17 protein-coding genes and 1 riboswitch are annotated in these 18,205 nt (G+C 61.4%); of the genes, 7 read left to right on the top strand and 10 right to left on the bottom strand.

The annotated features are described in order from the left end of the window. Nucleotides 1-4: 4 nt before the first annotated feature. Entirely contained in the window at nt 5-574 is a 570-nt protein-coding gene (gene efp, locus AC13QO_RS25315; protein ID WP_064696465.1) for an elongation factor P, read from the top strand. Nucleotides 575-744: 170 nt separating this feature from the next. On the opposite strand, the gene AC13QO_RS25310 is transcribed toward efp, so the two are convergent. After that, nucleotides 745-1,413 carry a GntR family transcriptional regulator gene (locus AC13QO_RS25310; RefSeq protein WP_157131437.1) on the bottom strand — a complete coding sequence of 223 codons (669 nt, stop codon included), beginning with the start codon at nt 1,411-1,413 and terminating at the stop codon, nt 745-747. A 148-nt stretch (nt 1,414-1,561) separates the two neighbouring features. On the opposite strand from AC13QO_RS25310, the gene AC13QO_RS25305 reads away from it, so the two are divergent. Genes AC13QO_RS25305 through AC13QO_RS25290 form a run of 4 tightly spaced genes read left to right on the top strand, consistent with a single transcriptional unit; the run spans nt 1,562 to nt 5,290 of the window. Continuing rightward, nucleotides 1,562-2,479: a substrate-binding periplasmic protein gene (locus AC13QO_RS25305; protein WP_488542213.1), complete on the top strand. Its 918-nt coding sequence runs from the start codon at nt 1,562-1,564 to the stop codon at nt 2,477-2,479. Between the two features lie 9 nt (nt 2,480-2,488). Further along, nucleotides 2,489-3,232: an amino acid ABC transporter permease gene (locus AC13QO_RS25300; RefSeq protein ID WP_285193216.1), complete on the top strand. Its 744-nt coding sequence runs from the start codon at nt 2,489-2,491 to the stop codon at nt 3,230-3,232. Between the two features lie 3 nt (nt 3,233-3,235). Next, on the top strand, nt 3,236-4,036 hold the full coding sequence (locus AC13QO_RS25295) for an amino acid ABC transporter ATP-binding protein (RefSeq protein WP_488542212.1): 801 nt from the start codon (nt 3,236-3,238) through the stop codon (nt 4,034-4,036). Nucleotides 4,037-4,093: 57 nt separating this feature from the next. After that, the gene (locus tag AC13QO_RS25290) at nt 4,094-5,290 is read left to right on the top strand and encodes an NAD(P)/FAD-dependent oxidoreductase (RefSeq protein WP_488542211.1); all 1,197 of its coding nucleotides are present in this window, start codon (nt 4,094-4,096) and stop codon (nt 5,288-5,290) included. Between the two features lie 49 nt (nt 5,291-5,339). Here the strand turns inward: AC13QO_RS25290 and AC13QO_RS25285 are convergent, their stop codons facing one another. From AC13QO_RS25285 to metA, 6 genes are all read right to left on the bottom strand, one after another. Next, nucleotides 5,340-6,068, bottom strand: a complete 729-nt coding sequence (locus tag AC13QO_RS25285) for an SIS domain-containing protein (protein ID WP_488542210.1) — start codon at nt 6,066-6,068, stop codon at nt 5,340-5,342. A gap of 17 nt (nt 6,069-6,085) precedes the next feature. Then, nucleotides 6,086-7,237 (bottom strand): N-acetylglucosamine-6-phosphate deacetylase, encoded by a 1,152-nt coding sequence (gene nagA / locus AC13QO_RS25280; protein ID WP_488542209.1) that lies wholly within the window; start codon nt 7,235-7,237, stop codon nt 6,086-6,088. Further along, nucleotides 7,237-8,268 (bottom strand): SIS domain-containing protein, encoded by a 1,032-nt coding sequence (locus AC13QO_RS25275; protein WP_488542208.1) that lies wholly within the window; start codon nt 8,266-8,268, stop codon nt 7,237-7,239. Before AC13QO_RS25275 ends, nagA begins: the two co-directional genes overlap by 1 nt. Then, nucleotides 8,261-9,037: a GntR family transcriptional regulator gene (locus AC13QO_RS25270; RefSeq protein ID WP_183703951.1), complete on the bottom strand. Its 777-nt coding sequence runs from the start codon at nt 9,035-9,037 to the stop codon at nt 8,261-8,263. The genes AC13QO_RS25275 and AC13QO_RS25270 overlap by 8 nt, the downstream gene beginning before the upstream one ends. Before the next feature lie 130 nt (nt 9,038-9,167). Beyond that, on the bottom strand, nt 9,168-10,190 hold the full coding sequence (locus tag AC13QO_RS25265) for an aldose epimerase family protein (protein ID WP_434711666.1): 1,023 nt from the start codon (nt 10,188-10,190) through the stop codon (nt 9,168-9,170). Between the two features lie 118 nt (nt 10,191-10,308). Beyond that, the gene (metA, locus tag AC13QO_RS25260) at nt 10,309-11,232 is read right to left on the bottom strand and encodes a homoserine O-acetyltransferase MetA (RefSeq protein ID WP_488542207.1); all 924 of its coding nucleotides are present in this window, start codon (nt 11,230-11,232) and stop codon (nt 10,309-10,311) included. A gap of 49 nt (nt 11,233-11,281) precedes the next feature. After that, a riboswitch (SAM riboswitch) is annotated at nt 11,282-11,359 on the bottom strand. Nucleotides 11,360-11,511: 152 nt separating this feature from the next. On the opposite strand from metA, the gene AC13QO_RS25255 reads away from it, so the two are divergent. Further along, nucleotides 11,512-13,371, top strand: a complete 1,860-nt coding sequence (locus tag AC13QO_RS25255; RefSeq protein WP_488542206.1) for an ABC transporter ATP-binding protein/permease — start codon at nt 11,512-11,514, stop codon at nt 13,369-13,371. A 61-nt stretch (nt 13,372-13,432) separates the two neighbouring features. On the opposite strand, the gene AC13QO_RS25250 is transcribed toward AC13QO_RS25255, so the two are convergent. The 3 genes from AC13QO_RS25250 to AC13QO_RS25240 form a co-directional block, all read right to left on the bottom strand. Then, nucleotides 13,433-15,253, bottom strand: a complete 1,821-nt coding sequence (locus tag AC13QO_RS25250; protein ID WP_085779825.1) for an ABC-F family ATP-binding cassette domain-containing protein — start codon at nt 15,251-15,253, stop codon at nt 13,433-13,435. A gap of 2 nt (nt 15,254-15,255) precedes the next feature. After that, the gene (locus AC13QO_RS25245; RefSeq protein WP_488542205.1) at nt 15,256-15,906 is read right to left on the bottom strand and encodes a thiamine diphosphokinase; all 651 of its coding nucleotides are present in this window, start codon (nt 15,904-15,906) and stop codon (nt 15,256-15,258) included. A 65-nt stretch (nt 15,907-15,971) separates the two neighbouring features. After that, entirely contained in the window at nt 15,972-16,499 is a 528-nt protein-coding gene (locus AC13QO_RS25240; RefSeq protein ID WP_085779823.1) for a MarR family winged helix-turn-helix transcriptional regulator, read from the bottom strand. Nucleotides 16,500-16,613: 114 nt separating this feature from the next. Between AC13QO_RS25240 and AC13QO_RS25235 the strand changes: the two genes are divergently transcribed. Continuing rightward, nucleotides 16,614-18,152, top strand: a complete 1,539-nt coding sequence (locus AC13QO_RS25235; protein ID WP_488542204.1) for an MDR family MFS transporter — start codon at nt 16,614-16,616, stop codon at nt 18,150-18,152. Nucleotides 18,153-18,205 lie beyond the last annotated feature (53 nt).

Genomic DNA, 18,205 nt, shown 5'->3' with positions numbered 1-18,205 from the left:
TCTTATGGTCAAGGTCATCGCCTCTTCGGTCCGCAAGGGCAACGTTCTCGACGTGGACGGCAAGCTCTACGTCGTTCTCACCGCCCAGAACTTTCATCCGGGCAAGGGCACGCCGGTCACCCAGGTCGACATGCGCCGCATCGTCGACGGCGTGAAGGTCTCCGAACGCTGGCGCACCACCGAACAGGTCGAGCGCGCCTTCGTCGAAGACGTCAACTTCCAGTACCTCTATGAAGATGGCGAAGGTTTCCACTTCATGAACCCGGCGACCTACGACCAGGTGGTCGTCAGCGCGGAAACCATGGGCGACCAGAAGGCCTATCTGCAGGAAGGCATGACCTGCATCCTGTCGATCCACGAAGGCATTCCGCTGGCGCTCGAACTGCCCCGCCACGTCACGCTCGAGATCGTCGAGACCGAACCGGTCGTCAAGGGCCAGACGGCATCCTCGTCCTACAAGCCGGCCATGCTCTCCAACGGCATCCGCACCTCGGTCCCGCCGCATATCGACGCCGGCACCCGCGTCGTCATCGCGACGGAAGACAATTCCTACGTCGAACGCGCCAAGGACTGATCCTGGTTTTCATCAATTGAAGAGGCCGGCTCACGCCGGCCTCTGACTGAAATGTGGAATGCAGGCAGGTGTCGATGCCGCGTCCACTCGCAGCGCGCGATTGTTTCGGACCGCTCGTTTGCCGGAGTATTTTCGCTCAGCCAAAGCTGCACCCAATTCCAAGAGCCGAATCAGATTACCTTTCGGACCTCGCTCTCGAAGCTCATGACATGAGCCATTGCGATCTTTTCAGCTTCATCTGAATCCCCTCTGCATACCGCCTCAAGCATGAGGACCTGGTCATGCAACACGTCCTCGAGGCGCGGCACCAAGGTCGGAAACCGTTTCATGGCGACGTACAAAATTCTCAGCGACAGATTGTGGTAGTGATCCAGCGTAGCGGACAAGAAAGGGTTTTTCGCCACCCTGTAAATGAATCGGTGAACCCGGCGATCTAAAGCAAGGATATCATCCAGCGCCATCGGACCGGTTGTTTGCTTGAGCTCATCGATCAGTTGCCGCGCTTCTTGCCGCTCGAACTCGCGCAGCCTTTCCGCAGCCAGTCGGGTTGCCCAGGACTCGATCCGAGCCCGTGCCTCATAGACCGCCGTAAGATCATTGATATCGATCTTACTGACAAATGTGCCGCGCCGCGCGCTGACGACAACGAAACCATCATACTGCAGACGCTGAATCGCCTCCCGGACCGGCGTGCGCCCGACCTCCATGCGTTTCATGATCTCGGCTTCCCGCAGAAGCGTGCCCGGAGGAAGCAGTGTCGTGATGATGTCGTCTCGCAACCGAATATAGGTCCGCTCCGCCAGCGTTGATTCAGCCGCTTCGTAATCCACTTCGAACATATTCGGCGCGTTCCTCTCTCTGTCCATTTCCGCACAGCTAAGCGCTATTCCGCATAGAAAAAAGGCGGTTAACGAATCTGCTTGACTTCATATCATGTCTGCATATTCTTAATATATCAGCAATATATAACCGCCAAGAGGGGTTCAAATGAAACATGCTGAATTGACGAAAAAAGCGCAGGGGTTCGTTCTAGCAATGCTGAGTTTGGGGTTGTTGGCGACGGCTGTGCCGTCCGCGGCCAATGCCGACGATCTGGAACTGATGAAGCCGGGCACGCTCGTCGTTACGGTCGAGCCTTACATGCCCTATACGGCGGTCAAGGATGGAAAGCTGGTCGGCCTCGACAGCGATATCCTGACGGCCGTGGCCGATAAGCTTGGTCTCAAGATGGAAATCAACGTCACCGACTTTCCAGGCATGCTCGCTTCCGTGCAGACGCAGCGGGCTGATATAACCATTGGCGGAATTGCATGGTCCGATGCGCGCCAGAAGGTCGGCCTGTTTACGGATCCTCCGTATTATTCGCCGCCGGCTATGGCCGTGAGCGGCACGACGAGTTTTCCGGATGTTGCGAGCCTGGAAGGCAAGAATCTCGGCACTGTGACGGGGTATGTCTGGGCGAAATCGATCGCGCAGGTCCCTAACGCGTCACCTCATACCTTCCCGAGCGCCGAGGGTGTGTTCCAGGATATTTCTTCCGGGCGTCTGGACGTCGGCTTTCTCGATCCGCTGCTGATCACCTATCAACAACAGCAGCGCCCCGACATGAAGGTACGCATCGAATACCTGAAGCCGCCGACAAACGAGCAGGTGGCCGCTCACCCCGATTACAAATACTTCCAGGCCTACATGACCGGATTCTACCTTCCCAAGCAGTCGCCGAAGCTGGCCAAGGCTGTGTCCGATCAGATCGACGCCATGTACAAGGACGGATCCCTTGCCGCCTTGATCACGAAATGGGGCGGTGATCCCAAGCAGTTCCTGGTTCCATCGCCCGAAATGGCGGCACAGCGGCGCGGCGTTGACCGTCCCGCCGACTGGAACCCGCCCTCCATCGAAAAGTGAGATCGAAGCATGACGGCGTTGTCATCCCTCACCGATATTTTCCAGGTGCCCTGGAATGACTACGTCGGAAACATTGTCGTGGGTCTGCTCAGGACCCTCGGCTACACCGTGGCCGGCTTCATCGGCGCGACGATCCTTGGTCTTGCCCTTGCGCTGATGAGGCTCAATCGGCTGCGCCTGGTCCGTGTCCCCGCAGCCTTTTACACCGAGCTCTTTAAAAACGTACCGCTTCTGGCGATCATTTTTCTCACCTACTTCGGCCTGCCTTCCGTAGGCATCAGGCTGGAGGTTTTCGAGGCCGGAGTGTTGAGCTTAATGCTCTTCTACGCCGCTTATCTGTCCGAGATCTTTCGGGCAGCTATCGCCGGCGTACACCAAGGCCAGCAAGAGGCGTCTCAAGCTCTCGGGCTAGGGCGAGGCAAGACATTCAGCCATGTCGTCCTGCCGCAGGCGGTTCGGCTGGCGCTTCCCGGCACCAATACGATGTTCGTCGACTTGATCAAATCGACCTCGCTGCTTGTGACGATCTCCGCTGCTGAACTGATGACGCAAGCACAGTTGATAGCCTCGGAAACATTCCGGGCGCTTGAAGTTTATCTCGTGATCTCCGCGGCCTATTTCGCCATCTGCTATCCGGTGTCACAATGTCTGCTTCTGCTGGAGCGCAAGATCCATGCCGGCGCGCCATTGTCATTGGCCAGAAGGCGACGGCTCAAGTTAGCCAGAACCTATCTCGCCCAGGGGAGAGTCTGACCCATGACGACCACTCCTGCCAAAACCGTCTTCGTATCAAACCAGCCGGCCGGTCGCCCCGCCGTCAAAATTAGCGGATTGCGCAAGTCTTTCGATGGGCGCCTGGTGCTCGACCGCGTCGATCTCGAGGTTCCTGTCGGCAAAATCATAAGTATCATTGGCCAGAGCGGCGGAGGAAAGACCACTCTCATGCGCTGCGTCAATCTGCTTGAACGTCCCGATGAGGGAACGATCACCGTCGGCGATGAGACGATCTTCGCCGACGGCCAGGTGACCTGCCGCAATCTTGCAAAGCTTCGGCAGCGCGTCGGCATGGTGTTTCAGCGTTTCAATCTGTTCCCGCATCTGACGGCCGTCGAGAACGTCGTTCTCGCTCAGATGCACGCAGCCGGGATCGGCGAGAAAGAGGCTGTGAAACGGGCAGTGAAACTTCTGACGAGAGTGGGCCTTGCCAAACGGGCGATGGCCTATCCGGAACAGATGTCGGGCGGCGAGCAGCAGCGTGTGGCGATTGCACGCGCCTTGGCGCTGGAACCGACGGTTTTGCTGTTCGACGAGCCGACATCGGCGCTCGATCCTGAATCGACCGGCGAGGTCCTCCGCGTCATGCGGGAGCTTGCTGCCGACGGCATGACGATGATCCTCGTCACCCATGAGCTGCCCTTTGCGAAGGAAGTGTCGGATTGGGTCGTTTTCATCGACGGCGGCCTTATCATCGAGCAGGGAACCGCCGCAGATGTGCTTGACCGCCCAACGGAAGCACGCACGGCCGCCTATGTCGCGCGCTACGCTTCGCCAGGTTAGCTCTTGGTCTGATAAGGCATCCAAGCCTCGTTTCACTAAAAGATAAATCCACATCTCATGAACAAGCTAACAACAGATATCGCCGTAATCGGCGGCGGCGTGATCGGCGTGGCAACCGCTCTGCGGCTGCGTGCCGACGGTCGCGATGTCGTCCTGATCGAACCCAACAAACCCGGTTCGGGCGCATCTTACGGCAATGCCGGAACGATCGCCGATTATGCAATCATTCCCGTCGGCACGCCTGCTGTTCTGAAGAACCTGGCCTCGCTGCTGCTCAATGCCGACAGCCCGCTGTCCATCCGCAAGGCGGCATTGCCGACATTGTTTCCATGGCTGATGCGTTTTGCCTACGAATCCCTTCCTCACAGATACAGAGACAATGCGAGCCGCATCGCCGACCTTCTGTCCGACGCGTCATCGGAATGGCTCGAACTCGCAGCGGAAATCGGCGGGTCCGATCTCTTGAGCGCGAAAGGATGCCTCTACCTGTACCAGACGCCCGAGGCTTTCACGGCGGCGGCTTCGGATGTGGAGCTTCGCCGAAACTACGGAATAGCGCAGCAGCTTCTCACCCCCGACGAGGTGCAAAGCCTGGAACCCCGGTTGCCGCGGGTCGATGGCGGGGGGCTTTTCTTTCCGAAAGCGATAAACTTCGCCGATCCTGGCGAGGTCATGAGCGTGATGGAAGCCGCCGCGAGACAAGCGGGCGTCGAATTCGTCCGGGACTCCGTGATATCGATTTCGCGGGAGCGGAACGGGGTGAGGATGATGGCTTCAGCCCAAAGCATTCGCGCCCGAGCCGCGGTGATCGCCGCCGGCGCTCATTCCCGCGGTCTGGCTCTGCAGCTCGGAGAGCGCATACCCCTGGACACCGAGCGTGGCTATCATCTGGAATTCGATATGGAAACACCGCCGGTGGAACGACCGGTGTGTCCGACGCATCATGGATTTTACTTTTGCCCGATGCGTGGCCGGCTGCGCGTCGCTGGCACCGTGGAACTCGGAGGCCTCACCGCGCCTTCGAACCCGAGGCGCCTCGAAGTGTTATTGGCAAACGCCCGCAGGATTTTCCCGACGCTTGGTGAACCAAGCCGGAGCTGGATGGGCTTTCGCCCTTCCATGCCCGATTCCGTTCCCGTCATCCGGCCTTCAAGAGGTGGAAGGGACGTCGTGTTTGCTTTTGGACACGGGCATATCGGCTTTACGCTGGCACCGCGGACAGCCCGCATGGTCAGCTCTATTCTTGCCGCTTGATCGCGTCACGAATCGTGCCTGCGACATCAGCAGGCCGTTATCCTCGATCTCACAGATGCGGGTTGCGCGGCCGGTATTTCTTGACGAGCTTCTGGTTGATCTCGGCTGCACCCGGCATGTTGGCGCTGAGATAAACCGGCGCATCGCCGGCTTTCGAAAGCTCCGAGGCAACTTCGGCAAAGATCGCATTGATGATGGTCACCCCGACCGCCGTCGAGACCGGTCCGACCCGAAGTCCTGTTCCTTCGAGATCGACAACGGCGTCACCCGGCGGCAATCCGTTGTCGAGCACCACGTCGGCGACGTCGGCGAGCCGGCGGCGACCATTGGCGATCGCCGAGGAATAGGCGATCGACGTGATGGCGATGACCTTTGCGCCGATGTCGCGCGCATAGTCGGCCGCCTCGATCGGCGCGGCGTTCACACCCGAATTGGAGGCGATGATGATAACGTCGCCCGGCTGCATGCCGTAACGCTCCAGCATCGGCCGCACAAGGCCCTGTGTGCGCTCATAGACCGAACTGATGACGGCGCCCTCATGCAGCATGGCGGAGCCGACAAGCACCGGCACGGTGAAGGCGAGCCCGCCGGCGCGGTAGTGCACCTCTTCCGCCAGCATGTGCGAATGGCCGGTGCCGAACACATAGACGCGCTTGTCGTCGCGGGCGGCATCGAGGATGACCGCCGCGGCCTGCGCCATCGGTTCGGTGAGCGCCTGCCTCAACGTCTCCAGCCGGCCGATCAGGTTGGAGAAATAGGCATCGGTAATGTCGGTCATCCCGCTTCTCCTTGCGTTCAGGCTGCCTCGCCGGCAAGCCAGGTGGCGGTGACAGTAAGCGCATCTGTCAGATGTACGAGATCGGCGCGCGCGCCCGGCGAGAGATGGCCACGATCGGCAAGCCTCAGGAAACGCGCGGGATAGAGGGTCGCCATGCGCAAGGCCTCGGCGAGCGTCAGGTCGAGATAGGTGACGCCGTAGCGGATCGCCGAGATCATATCGACGTCGGAGCCGGCGAGCGTCCCGTCGGAAAGCACGAGCTTCGAGCAGAAGCCGCCCCTTTCGCGCCGAACGGTGCGTCCGTTCAGCGTGAACGAGTCCTGTTGCGAGCCGACAAGCGACATCGCGTCGGTGACGAAGAACAGCTTGCCTTCGCCGCGCTTGGCGCGCAGCGCCGTGCGCAGGGCCTTCGGATCGACGTGATGGCCGTCGGCAATGATGCCGCACCAGGATGCGGGATGATCGATGGCCGCGCCGACCAGGCCCGGAGCACGGTGGCCCATCTGGCTCATCGCGTTGAAGAGATGCGTGACCCCGCGCGCTCCGGCATCGAACCGTTCCTCCGCCGCCTCGCTGGAACAGTCGGAATGGCCGATGCTGACGGTGACGCCGGCTTCGGCAAGCTCGCGCACCTGGGCGACCGTCACCTGCTCGGCGGCGATGGTGACGAGCAGCGTGCCGATCGACTCACGTGCCCGGATGAAGGCCTTGATGTCGCTATCCTCCACCGGCCGCATCAGCTCGGCCAAATGAGCGCCCTTGCGGGTTGGCGCCAGATGCGGGCCTTCGAGATGCAGGCCGGCGACGCCGCGGTTTTCTTTCACAGCCTCCTTCGCCGCTTCGATAGCGGCACTGGTCGCCTCGGATGTGTCGGTGATCAAGGTCGGCAGCAGCGACGTCGTGCCGTAAGGCCGATGCCCGCTGGCGATGATATCCATCGACGCTGGGGAAGGCTCATCGTTCAACATTCGGCCGCCACCGCCATTGACCTGCGCATCGATGAAGCCGGCCGACAGGATACCGCCTGCAAGAGCGACCGTCTCGCCATCGGGCAGGTCGTTGACCGCGATGATCGCTTCGACGCGGCCGTCGGCAACGATGAGCGCCTTGTCGTCATGGAAGCGCTCGCCGTCAAAGATGCGGGCGCCGACGAAGATCTTGCGGACCATCAGATCGTCTCCGTCACCTTGAGCAGGTTCGCCGGCCGGTCGGGATCGAAGCCCTTGCGGCGCGTCACCGATTCGATCAGCCGGTAGTAGACGAGCAGCGACACCAGTGGATCGATCAGGCCATTGCCCGTCGTCGGCACGCGCAGATTGATGCCGGGAAGCGGCTGTGCCGAGAAACCGACGGTGGTGGCGCCGAGCTTCTGCAGCCGCTCCAGCGCTTGGCCGTTATTGGCGAAGGCCGCATCGTCAGGCGCGAAGGCGACGATCGGAAAGCCGGGCTGCACCAGGCGCATCGGACCGTGCATCAGTTCCGCGAGCGAAAAGGCCTCGGCATGCAGGCCGGAGGTTTCCTTCGCCTTCAGTGCCGCTTCTAGCGCGATCGCAAAGGCCGGGCCGCGGCCGGCCGTATAGAGCGAGGTCGCATGGAACAGCACCTCCTCGACCGCCGCCGTTTCGATACCTGCGGTCGCCGAAAGCGCCTCCGGCAGTTTTTCAAGCGCTGCCTGCAGGCCGGACGCGCCGCCGATCGCGGCCGTCACGCCGGAAAGGGCGGCGACGGAGGCAATGAAGGATTTGGTCGCCGCCACACTCTTTTCGGCACCGGCGTTGAGACCGAGAACGATATCGGCCTGTTTGGCAAGCGGGCTGTCGGTGACGTTGACGACGGCGATGGTCGTCGCCCCACCCTTCTTCGCCGCCTCCTGCAAAGCCACGATGTCAGGGCTGGCCCCCGACTGCGAAACGGTGAAATGCACACCGCCCTTCAGATGGAGGGCAGCGCCGTAGACGGAAGCGATTGACGGTCCCACCGATGCGACCGGTACGCCGCAGGTGATCTCGAAAAGATATTTGAAGAAGGTGGCGGCGTGGTCCGAGGAGCCGCGCGCCGCCGTGGTCACCACGCTCGGGCGGGCGGACGAAAACAGCCGGGCGATTTCCGCAAAGACCAGTTTTTCCTTTTCGAGAAGCGTGGCCACCACCTCCGGCGACTCGCCGGCTTCCTGCAGCATCAACGACTGGTTCTCATTCATGGTCATCTCCAATTCTCAATTCGGCAACGAAATCATAGGCATCGCCGCGGTAGTGCGAGCGGGTATATTCGACGACGCGCTGGTCTTCCAGGCGCGAGACACGTTCGATCAGAAGCGCCGGTGCGCCTGCCTTGACGTTCAGCATCGCGGCATAGGACGTATCGAGCGTGACGGCGGTCAGCCGCTGCAGCGCACGCACCGGTCGGTGGCCATTCGCCGCCAGCGCATCGTAGAGCGATCCCTCGCCGCCGGCGTTCTCCCCCAGAAACTTGACCGGCACGACGGCGCGCTCGATCGCCAGCGGCAGGCCGTCGGCGAGGCGCAGACGGTCGAGCCTCAGAACCGGTTCGCCGGCGCCGAGGCCGAGCAGAAAGGATTCCTCCGGGGACGGCGTGTTGATCTCCCGCGACAAGATGCGTGCGGCCGGCAGACGCCCGCGCGAGCGCATGTCGGCGGAGAAGGAGGAAAGCCGCCAGAGCGACTGTTCCATGCGCTCCACCTTACCCGATACGAAAGTACCGCTTCCGTGGCGTGATTCCAGTGCGCCGGCCGCCATCAGGTCGCGATAGGCAGTGCGCACAGTGACGCGGCCGAGCTTGAGAGCCTCGGCCAGGTCGCGCTCGCCCGGCAGGGCCGTGCCGGCCTTCAGCAAGCCCTCCTGAATGAGGCTGGTCAGCGCCTGCGCCAGCCGCTTGTAGAGCGGCCCGGCCAACGCTTCGTCGCGCAGGCCGCGTCTATTGAGTTCAGCTACTAGACTGGTTCTATCCATGGACAGACAATAGAACCTATATAGAACCAATCGGCAAGTCTGAATCGGACAAGGCATAAAAAAACCCTCTCCGGCAAACTGAAGAGGGTTCATAACGCTCAAATTTGACAGCCGTGCGTCTCTAGAATGCTCAGCTCTTGGTGAAGATGTAGTCTGTCTCCTGGCGCAGCACTTCGCCGGGGCGCAGGACCGCATTCGGAAAGCCTTCGTGATTGATGGCATCCGGCCAGACCTGCGTTTCCAGGCAGAAGCCGGCGAACGGGCCGTATTTGCGCCCGCCGAGGCCGGGAGCACCTGTATTGAGCTTGAAGCCGGCATAGAACTGCACGCCCGGCTCGGTGCTGCGCACTTCCAGCGACACGCCGGAATAGAGGCTGCGGGCGAGCGCCACAGTCCGCTTGGCGGTGCGTTCGCGAGACAGGCAGAAATTATGGTCGTACAATGCCTGTTCATTGCCGACGAAACGCTTCATCGGAGCCATCTCGCGGAAATCGAATTCAGTGCCGGCAACGGGCCGGATTTCGCCGGTCGGCACCTGCTTTTCGTCGGTCGGCAAATAGTGATCGGCGGCGATCATGATGTCGTGGCCTAGCGCATCGTCGCGGCCGTCGAGATTGAAATAGGCGTGCTGGCAGACATTGGCGAGCGTCGGCTGGTCGCTTGTTGATTCGTAGGTGATCGACAGCTCGCCGTTGCCATGCACCCGGAACGTCGCCTGGATGGTGCAATTGCCGGGGTAGCCGGCGCGGCCGTCGGGATCGACGATCTTCATCACCAGCCGGTCGACGTCATGCTCGACGATCGTCCAGTTGCGCTTGCCGATGTTGTCGCTGCCGCCATGCAGATGCGTCACGCCGTTTTCGTTCCGCTCGAGCTGATAATCCTTGCCGTCGAGCGTGAACCTGCCGCCGCCGATGCGATTGGCGCAGCGGCCGGGCGTCGCGCCGAAATAGGCCGAGTAGAGCGGGTAGTTGTCGAACTCCTCGAAGCCAAGCTGCAGCGGCGCGTCATGTCCCGCAAGGCGCAGATCCTGGATGACCGCGCCCCAGGTGATGATCTTGGCCGTCAGGCCGCCGCCATTGATGACGACGCGATAGACGGTTTCGCCCGCCTTCGTCTGCCCGAAAACATCCCGCTCCAACTTATCCGACATAATCGACCGTCCGTTCCTTTGCGCGTCCGATAAGACGCGCGGCGCTATAGAGTTCCGGACCGGAACCTGCCCGCATTTGCTCCAAACCGCAACCGGGCAGGTCAGAAACAAATGCCGGTCAAAGATCCATGCCGATCTCTTCGACGTCATAGGGCGTCGTCTGGTAAATCTCATTGATCCAGTTACCGAACAAGAGGTGCGCATGGCTGCGCCAGCGGTTCTGCGGCGCAAGCGTCGGATCATTATGCGGGAAGTAATTATGCGGCATCCTGATCGGCACGCCGGCATCCACATCGCGGAAATACTCATCCGAAAGCGAGGTGGAATCATATTCGACGTGGTTGAACATGTAGAGCCGCCGGCCCCTCTTCTCGTGCACGAGGCATACGCCCATCTCGCTGGATTCCATCAGGATTTCCAGGCTTGCGGATTTCTCGATATCTTCGCGGCGCACCTCGGTCCACCGCGACACCGGAACCTCGAAATTGTCGGAAAAGCCGTTCAGATAGATGGACGAAGGCTTCAGGTTTCGGTGCCGGTAGACGCCGAAGGCCTTTTCCTTCAGCTGATATTTCGGAACGCCGTGGAAGTGATAGATCGCCGCCATCGCGCCCCAGCAGACGTTCATCGTCGAATGGACGTTGGTCTCGGTCCAATTAAAGATCTCCTGCATCTCTGCCCAATAGGTAACGTCCTCATAGGGCAGAAGCTCGATCGGCGCTCCGGTGATGATGAAGCCGTCGAACTTGCGCTGCTTCACCTCTTCCCAGGTCTGGTAGAAGGCGAGCAGGTGATCTTCGGATGTGTTCTTCGCCTTGTGGCCGCCGATGCGGATGAGCGACAGCTCCACCTGCAGCGGCGAAGCGCCGACGAGACGGGCCATCTGCAGTTCGGTCTTGATCTTGTTGGGCATCAGGTTGAGCAGGCCGATCTGCAACGGTCTTATATCCTGACGGATCGCCATCGTCTCGGTCATCACCCGCACACCTTCCTGAACCAGGGTTTCGAAAGCGGGCAGCGTATCGGGGATCTTGATGGGCATTTGCGGTCAACTCGATCGAAAATAAAAAACCGGCGGCGAAAAAATCGCTACCGGTCCGCACGCGGCCCTTTAGCGACTTTTTTAACGTGGCTGCAAGCCGGCCGGCCAAATCACCACGGAGTGCCTTAATTAGTCCCAGTTGAGCCGCGAATCAACTCCGAATGCATGCAGGAGCGGAGCGTCAAGAATCATCACAGTTTAATGACTGATAAAATCTGTTGATAGACCGGTAACGCCACCATGTTAATAATGACAGTATGGGCGGTTTGGAAAAGCATGATGGCAGATAAGATCGAGGGGAGGCCGGGCACCAGGAGGCAGGATAAGGTTGGTTACGACTTCAGCCTGACATATCGCCTCGGAGTAATGTTCTCGGCATTCTGGAATTCTGAAGTGCGTGGCAAGGTGCTGTTTCTGGCAACAGTGCTGATCCTCGTCATCCTTCTGACAGCTTATGGCCAGGTCATTCTGAACGAGTGGAACGCCCCCTTCTATGATTCGCTCGAGCGCCGCGATCTCGGCGAATTCTTCCATCAGCTCGAAATCTTTGCGATGATCGCCGGCACGCTGCTGCTGCTCAACGTGCTGCAGGCCTGGCTGAACCAGATGACCGCGCTCTATATGCGCGAGGGCCTGTCGCGCGATCTCGTCAATCAATGGCTGAAGCGCAAGCGGGCGCTGCGGCTCGCCTCGAGCGGCCTGATCGGCGTCAATCCCGACCAGCGCCTGCACGAGGATTCCCGTAACCTCGCCGAAAGCACGACAGGGCTCGTTCTCGGCCTCTTACAGTCAACCATTCTTCTGGTGAGCTTCATCGGCGTGCTCTGGGAGCTGTCGAGCGGCTTCGTCTTCCACATCAGCGGCCACAGCTTCTCCATTCCAGGCTACATGGTCTGGGCAGCGATTTTTTATGCCGCCTCCGCCTCGGTGCTGAGTCAGGTCGTCGGCCGCAAGCTGGTCAAGCTCAATGCCGACCGGTTCTCGAAGGAGGCCGAGCTTCGTTTCTCGCTGATGCATGCCAATGAGAACATGCCGGCAATCACCGTCGCTCGCGGCGAAGAGAATGAACGCCGGCGCATCAACACCGACATCAGTTCGGTGCTGAGGGTGGTCAAGCGGCTCGCCATGGCCAACACCAATCTCACCTGGGTTTCGGCCGGCTACGGCTGGCTCGTGATCGTTATCCCCATTATCGTTGCCGCACCCGCTTATTTTTCCGGCGGCCTCACCCTCGGGCAGCTGATGATGTCGGTCGGCGCCTTCAACCAAGTCAATACGGCGTTGCGCTGGTATGTCGCCAATTTCGGCCCGATCGCCGAATGGCGTGCCACGCTGATGCGCGTCACCGACTTCCGCCAGGCGCTGCTCGACATGGACGAGGACTTTGCTGTGAAGGGCAGCATCGCCTATGAAAACACCACCCCCGACAGGCTGACGCTGAAGGATGTGGTGATCAATGCCAAAATCGGCGAAGACATCGAGGAATGCGGCGGTTTGCGCCTGCGTGAAACCGACATCGTGATCAAGGCCGGCGAAAAGATCATGATCAACGGCGATCATAGCGTCAACCGCAAACTGCTGTTCCAGGCCTTGGCCGGGCTCTGGCCGTGCGGCAGCGGCACGATGGGTCTGCCGCCGATCGACGACATGCTGTTCGTTCCGCAGATTGCCTATATTCCGGGCGGCACTTTGCGCGAGGCGCTTGCCTTCCCCGAAAGCCCGGATGCCTACGAGCAGGCTGCCGTCGAGGCGGCCCTTGAAAAGGCCGGCCTGCACTCTCTGATCGCAAGGCTCGATACCCGCGCCCGCTGGGACAAGCTGCTCGACAGCGATGAACAGAAGGCGATCGGCTTCGCGCGCCTGCTGCTGGTGCGCCCGCGTTGGATCATCTTCGACGAAGTGCTCGAGGGCATGGAGCCGGAATGGCAGGAGACGATGTGCAGCGTGCTGACTTCGATACCCGAAACGGGCATGATCTATATCGGCCGCTCTGAAACCTATCTGGAGGCGCTGCAGCCGCGGGTGCTGCATCTGCAGGCTCTGCCTTCGAGATCTGAAGAGCCGCAGCAGCAGGTCGCCCAGACCACCGGCGCCAGCGCCAGTGCGGGCGCAGCCGTCGTCCCCGCGCCGGCGCTTTAAGACCTCCCCATCAGCAGGAGTTTTACCTGCAGCGTGACGCGAGCGGCTGAGTGCGAGAGTCTCAGCCTTCGAGCTCTTCGCGCAGCATTTCGAGCTCCAACCATTCCTCTTCCATCTTGGACAGGCCGGCGCGCAGCTTTTCCATCTCGCTCGCAAGTTGATTGAAGGCGGCGGGGTCACGCGTGAAGAGACCGGGATCGGCCATGACAAGTTCGCGCTTGGCGAGCTCGGCCTCCGCTTTGGCCATCTCCTTCGGCAGATTTTCCAGCGCGAATTTCTGCTTGAACGAAAGCTTGCCCTTCGAGCCTCCGCCGGAAGCTGTTATCTCCTGCGTCTTCGGCTTCTCCGCCGCCTTCTCGGCCTTCCGGCGCTCTTCGATCGCGCCTTTGCGCTGCGCCAGCATGTCCGTGTAACCGCCGGCATATTCGATCCATCGGCCGTCGGGCGCATCCGCTACGGCGGGCGCGATCGTCGAGGTCACGGTGCGGTCGAGGAAATCGCGATCGTGGCTGACGAGAATGACGGTGCCGGGAAAGCCGGCGACGATTTCCTGCAGGAGGTCGAGCGTCTCGATGTCGAGATCGTTGGTTGGTTCGTCGAGGATCAGGAGGTTTGCCGGGCGCGCCAGGATGCGCGCCAGCATCAGCCGGGCGCGTTCGCCGCCGGAGAGGCTTTTGATCGGCGTGCGCGCCTGTTCCGGCTGGAACAGGAATTCCTTCATGTAGCCGGTGACATGGCGCTGTTCGCCGTTTACGAGCAGGTTTTCGCCACGCCCGTCCGTCAGGTAGTTTGCAAGCGTATCCTCGGGGTTCAGGTCCTCGCGTTTCTGGTCGAGGGTGGCGATCTCCAGGTTGGTGCCGAGTTTCACTGTGCCGCTATCCGGCGAAAGCTGGCCGGTCAGCATTTTCAGGAGCGTCGTCTTGCCGGCACCGTTCGGTCCGACGAGACCGATGCAATCGCCGCGATGTACGCGGATCGAGAACGGCGTGACGATGGCCCGGTCGCCGAAGCTCTTGGTGATCTTCTCGGCCTCGATCACCAGCTTGCCGGATTCCTGCGCGTCCGAAACCGTCGCCTGCACCGTTCCTTGCGGTCCCTTATGGCCGCGATATTGCGAACGCATCGTCTGCAGCTCGCCGAGGCGGCGCATGTTGCGTTTGCGCCGGGCCGTGACGCCGTAGCGCAGCCAGTGTTCTTCGCGCTCGATCGCCTTGCCGAGCTTGTGCTGCTCCAGTTCTTCGGCCTCCAGCACCTGGTCGCGCCATGCCTCGAAATGCGCGAATCCCCTGTCGAGCCGGCGCGAGGCGCCGCGGTCGAGCCAGACGGTTGCCGTCGAGACTTTTTCAAGGAAACGACGGTCGTGCGAAATCAGCACCAGGGCGCTGCGGGTCTTCTGCAGCTCGCCTTCCAGCCATTCGATTGTGGGAAGGTCGAGATGGTTGGTCGGCTCGTCGAGCAGGAGAATATCCGGTTCCGGGGCCAGCACGCGGGCAAGGGCGGCCCGGCGCGCTTCACCGCCGGAAAGGGTGTTCGGATCTTCTTCGCCGGTCAGGCCGAGATGCGACAGAAGATAGGTGACGCGATAGTGGTCGTCGCCCGGTCCCAGCCCGGCCTCGGCATAGGCCTGAACGGTGCGGAAGCCGGCAAAGTCCGGGGCTTGTTCGAGATAGCGCACCGTCGAAGACGGATGACGGAAGACCTCGCCGGACTGCGCCTCGACCAGGCCGGCGGCAATCTTCAGGAGTGTCGATTTGCCAGAGCCGTTACGCCCAACGAGACAGATCTTGTCGCCGGGCTCGACCTGCAGCGAAGCGCCCGCCAGCAGCGGTGCGCCGCCGAAGCTCAGGAAGATGTCGTCGAGTTTCAGAATGGGAGGGGCCAAAATCAGACTCCGGAAAGATCATAGGGTCGGGCAAGCACGATCGCCCGGCCGCTCTCGAGCGAAAAGCGAACCTTGCCTTCCGCGACATTTGAAATGGTGCGCGATGAGCCGAAAGGCAGATGGAAATCCGTGAGCGGATAGCGCGCATTCTCGATGGAGAGCCCCTTCAGCTCGCTGAACCCGGGGACGGAAAACAGGCAGCCCTTGGGAAGGTCCAGTTCGATCGTGCCGGCGAGCAGCGGAACGGCCTCTTCCTTGCCCGAGGTCAGCAGGACGTCGAAACCCTGCTCAGCAAGGCCGACGGCCGACAGCAGGTGCTGAAGCGCATGGTCGGAGCGTTCGCCGCCGAGCGCGCCGGCGAGGATCAGCCGCCGGGCGCCTCGGGCGACCGCTTCCGATACCGCGATCTCTCCGTCCGTTGCCGCCTTTGCTGCGGGATAGGGTTGCTTTGGCACATCGAGAAAGCCCGCTTCGAGCTCGGGGGGCGTCGAATCGAAATCGCCGACCCAGAGCTCAGGCATGACACCAAGCGCCCCCGCATGCCGCATGCCGCCATCGGCCGCGATGAAACGGCTGCCGCCGATCGCGTGGCGCAAGCGTTCCGTCAGGCTGAGTTCGCCGCCGAGCAGAATGGTGAAGGTGGATTGGCTCATGGGCACTGCCCTTAGCGCAAACGGGGGGGCGAGGGGAAGGGGCACCGACGGACGGCGCTTTCGCCTCAACCGGGCGTGTCCTTGTCGCGCGAGAGAAAGATCGCCTCGTAGCCGCCAATGAAACGTTCGAACAGCGTCGCGAAGCGCTCTATATCTTCGCGCGGCCAATCGGAGACGATCTCGGAAATGATGGCCATTTTCTGCGCGTGGATCTCGGCAAGCAGCGCCTGGCCGGCCTCGGTGATGACGACGACGATCCGCCGCGCATCGGCCTGGGAGGCTTCGCGGCGCAGCACGTTGCGCCCGACCATCTCGGCCACGACCCGGCTGGCACGCGACGGGTCGATGCGCAGCATCTCCGCGATCAAGCCGACGGTAACCTCGCCGGGCGACTCAGCCCGCCGCACGGCGTCCAGCACGTCGAGATGGGAAAGCTCAAGGCCCGGTGCGGCACTCTGGATCGCCAGCCTGCCGATCAGCCGTCGGCCGGTCATCAGGCGCATGCGTGCCATGCTCTTGCCGATGCGAGGCAGGTTCTCATCGTCCGGCTCGGCCCGACCGTTGGACAGGATCTTCGTCAGCGTCTCATTCATGACGGCACCATAGCAGAGCGGAGGTTAGAATTGAATATGCCGGAGTCACTCATGTGCCGTTGACAATTCCATGCTAATGGCACATAAAATGGATCAAACTCGGAAATATGCCCCATGGACATGCAGTCCGCGCCTGCGCCGCTCGTGACGGATTCTCGTCGCCGGCTTATCCTCTTCTTCTTTCTGATGACCGCCATGTTCATGGCCACGCTCGATAATCAGATCGTCTCCACGGCCCTGCCGACGATCGTCGGTGAGTTCGGCCATCTCGAGCGTTTCGGCTGGATCGGCTCGGCCTACCTGCTGGCGCTCAGCGCTGTCATGCCACTCTACGGCAAGCTTGGTGATCTCTTCGGCCGCAAATATGTGATGATGACGGCGATCGCAATCTTCACCACCGGCTCCGCGGTCTGCGGCCTCGCCGTCTCGATGAACACGCTGATCGCCGCCCGTGTGTTGCAGGGCCTCGGCGGTGGCGGCATCATGGTATCGATCTTTGCCGTCAACGCCGATCTGTTCGAGCCGCGCGAGCGGGCGCGCTATCAAAGCTATTCCAGCCTCGTGCTGATGGCTTCAGGCGCGATCGGCCCGGTGCTCGGGGGAACGATGAGCGATCTCTTCGGCTGGCGCTCGATCTTCCTCGTCAACGTGCCGATCGGTTTCATCGTGCTCACCGGCCTTGCCTTCATGCTGCCCTACCGCAAGCCGCATCGGCGCCCGAAGATCGATTATGCCGGCGCACTCTTGATCGCGCTGACGACGACGAGCATCGTGCTTGCCACAGACAGCAGCGAATTGTTCGGCGCGTTGATCTCACCACAGAGTATCGGCATCGTCGCCTTCGGCGCAGTCTGCGCCGTCACCTGGGTGTTCGTCGAGCGCCGCGCGCCGGAGCCGATCGTTCCCCTGCAGCTCTTCCGCAATTCGACCTTCAGCCTCCTGCTGCTAATATCGGTGATGGGCGGCGCGATCGCCATCGGCATGGTCAATTATCTCGCTCTCTTCCTACAGACGACGACCGGCCTTTCCCCATCGGCCGCCGGTCTTCTGTTCATTCTGCTGACCGGTGGTCTCGTCTGCGGATCACTGTCCGCCGGGCGTATTATCTCGATGACCGGCCGCTACAAACCCTTCGCCATCGCGAGCCTCACCTGCAGCGCCATTGCCTTTGCGCTGATGTCACAGGTCCAAGCGGGAACGCCAATCGCCTTCATCGGCGCGATCATGATGCTGCATGGCATCGGCATCGGCCTTTCGCAGCAGGTCCCCGTCATCGGCGTGCAGAATGCCGCCCCCGCTCGCGACGTCGGCGCCGCGACCGGCTCGGTGACGCTCTCGCGCATGGGCGGCGCCTCAATTGCCATTTCGATCTATGGCGCGATCATCGCCTCTGGGCTTGGCAAGGTCGGCAATCCCATTCCCGGTGTCGCCGATATCGAACAGCTGACGCCGAAGATGATGGCCGCCCTTCCCGAAGCAAGCCGCCAGGCCGTCGCAGATGTCTATGCCGCCGCCTTCTCGCCCCTTTTCATGACTTCCTGCGCCATTGCCCTGATCGGCCTTGCTGCCGCAATGATGCTGAAGCCCGTGCAGCTGCCCCGCACCGGGGAAATGAAGCGACCGCAATCGGCGGCGGCGGAAGCGGCGGAGTAACGGGCATAACGGGAATATTCACCGGCAGACGTTCCATTATCCCGTAAACAAAT

It is taken from the genome of Rhizobium sp. CNPSo 3670 (assembly GCF_057784555.1).
This window is presented reverse-complemented; position numbering and strand designations above follow the sequence as displayed.

Excerpts from the sequence above, each read along its gene's own strand:
- efp (WP_064696465.1), top strand. The coding sequence starts at position 5 with ATGGTCAAGGTCATCGCCTCTTCGGTCCGCAAGGGCAACGTTCTCGAC.
- AC13QO_RS25310 (WP_157131437.1), bottom strand. The coding sequence starts at position 1,413 with ATGTTCGAAGTGGATTACGAAGCGGCTGAATCAACGCTGGCGGAGCGG.
- AC13QO_RS25305 (WP_488542213.1), top strand. The coding sequence starts at position 1,562 with ATGAAACATGCTGAATTGACGAAAAAAGCGCAGGGGTTCGTTCTAGCA.
- AC13QO_RS25300 (WP_285193216.1), top strand. The coding sequence starts at position 2,489 with ATGACGGCGTTGTCATCCCTCACCGATATTTTCCAGGTGCCCTGGAAT.
- AC13QO_RS25295 (WP_488542212.1), top strand. The coding sequence starts at position 3,236 with ATGACGACCACTCCTGCCAAAACCGTCTTCGTATCAAACCAGCCGGCC.
- AC13QO_RS25290 (WP_488542211.1), top strand. The coding sequence starts at position 4,094 with ATGAACAAGCTAACAACAGATATCGCCGTAATCGGCGGCGGCGTGATC.
- AC13QO_RS25285 (WP_488542210.1), bottom strand. The coding sequence starts at position 6,068 with ATGACCGACATTACCGATGCCTATTTCTCCAACCTGATCGGCCGGCTG.
- nagA (WP_488542209.1), bottom strand. The coding sequence starts at position 7,237 with ATGGTCCGCAAGATCTTCGTCGGCGCCCGCATCTTTGACGGCGAGCGC.
- AC13QO_RS25275 (WP_488542208.1), bottom strand. The coding sequence starts at position 8,268 with ATGAATGAGAACCAGTCGTTGATGCTGCAGGAAGCCGGCGAGTCGCCG.
- AC13QO_RS25270 (WP_183703951.1), bottom strand. The coding sequence starts at position 9,037 with ATGGATAGAACCAGTCTAGTAGCTGAACTCAATAGACGCGGCCTGCGC.
- AC13QO_RS25265 (WP_434711666.1), bottom strand. The coding sequence starts at position 10,190 with ATGTCGGATAAGTTGGAGCGGGATGTTTTCGGGCAGACGAAGGCGGGC.
- metA (WP_488542207.1), bottom strand. The coding sequence starts at position 11,232 with ATGCCCATCAAGATCCCCGATACGCTGCCCGCTTTCGAAACCCTGGTT.
- AC13QO_RS25255 (WP_488542206.1), top strand. The coding sequence starts at position 11,512 with ATGGCAGATAAGATCGAGGGGAGGCCGGGCACCAGGAGGCAGGATAAG.
- AC13QO_RS25245 (WP_488542205.1), bottom strand. The coding sequence starts at position 15,906 with ATGAGCCAATCCACCTTCACCATTCTGCTCGGCGGCGAACTCAGCCTG.
- AC13QO_RS25240 (WP_085779823.1), bottom strand. The coding sequence starts at position 16,499 with ATGAATGAGACGCTGACGAAGATCCTGTCCAACGGTCGGGCCGAGCCG.
- AC13QO_RS25235 (WP_488542204.1), top strand. The coding sequence starts at position 16,614 with ATGGACATGCAGTCCGCGCCTGCGCCGCTCGTGACGGATTCTCGTCGC.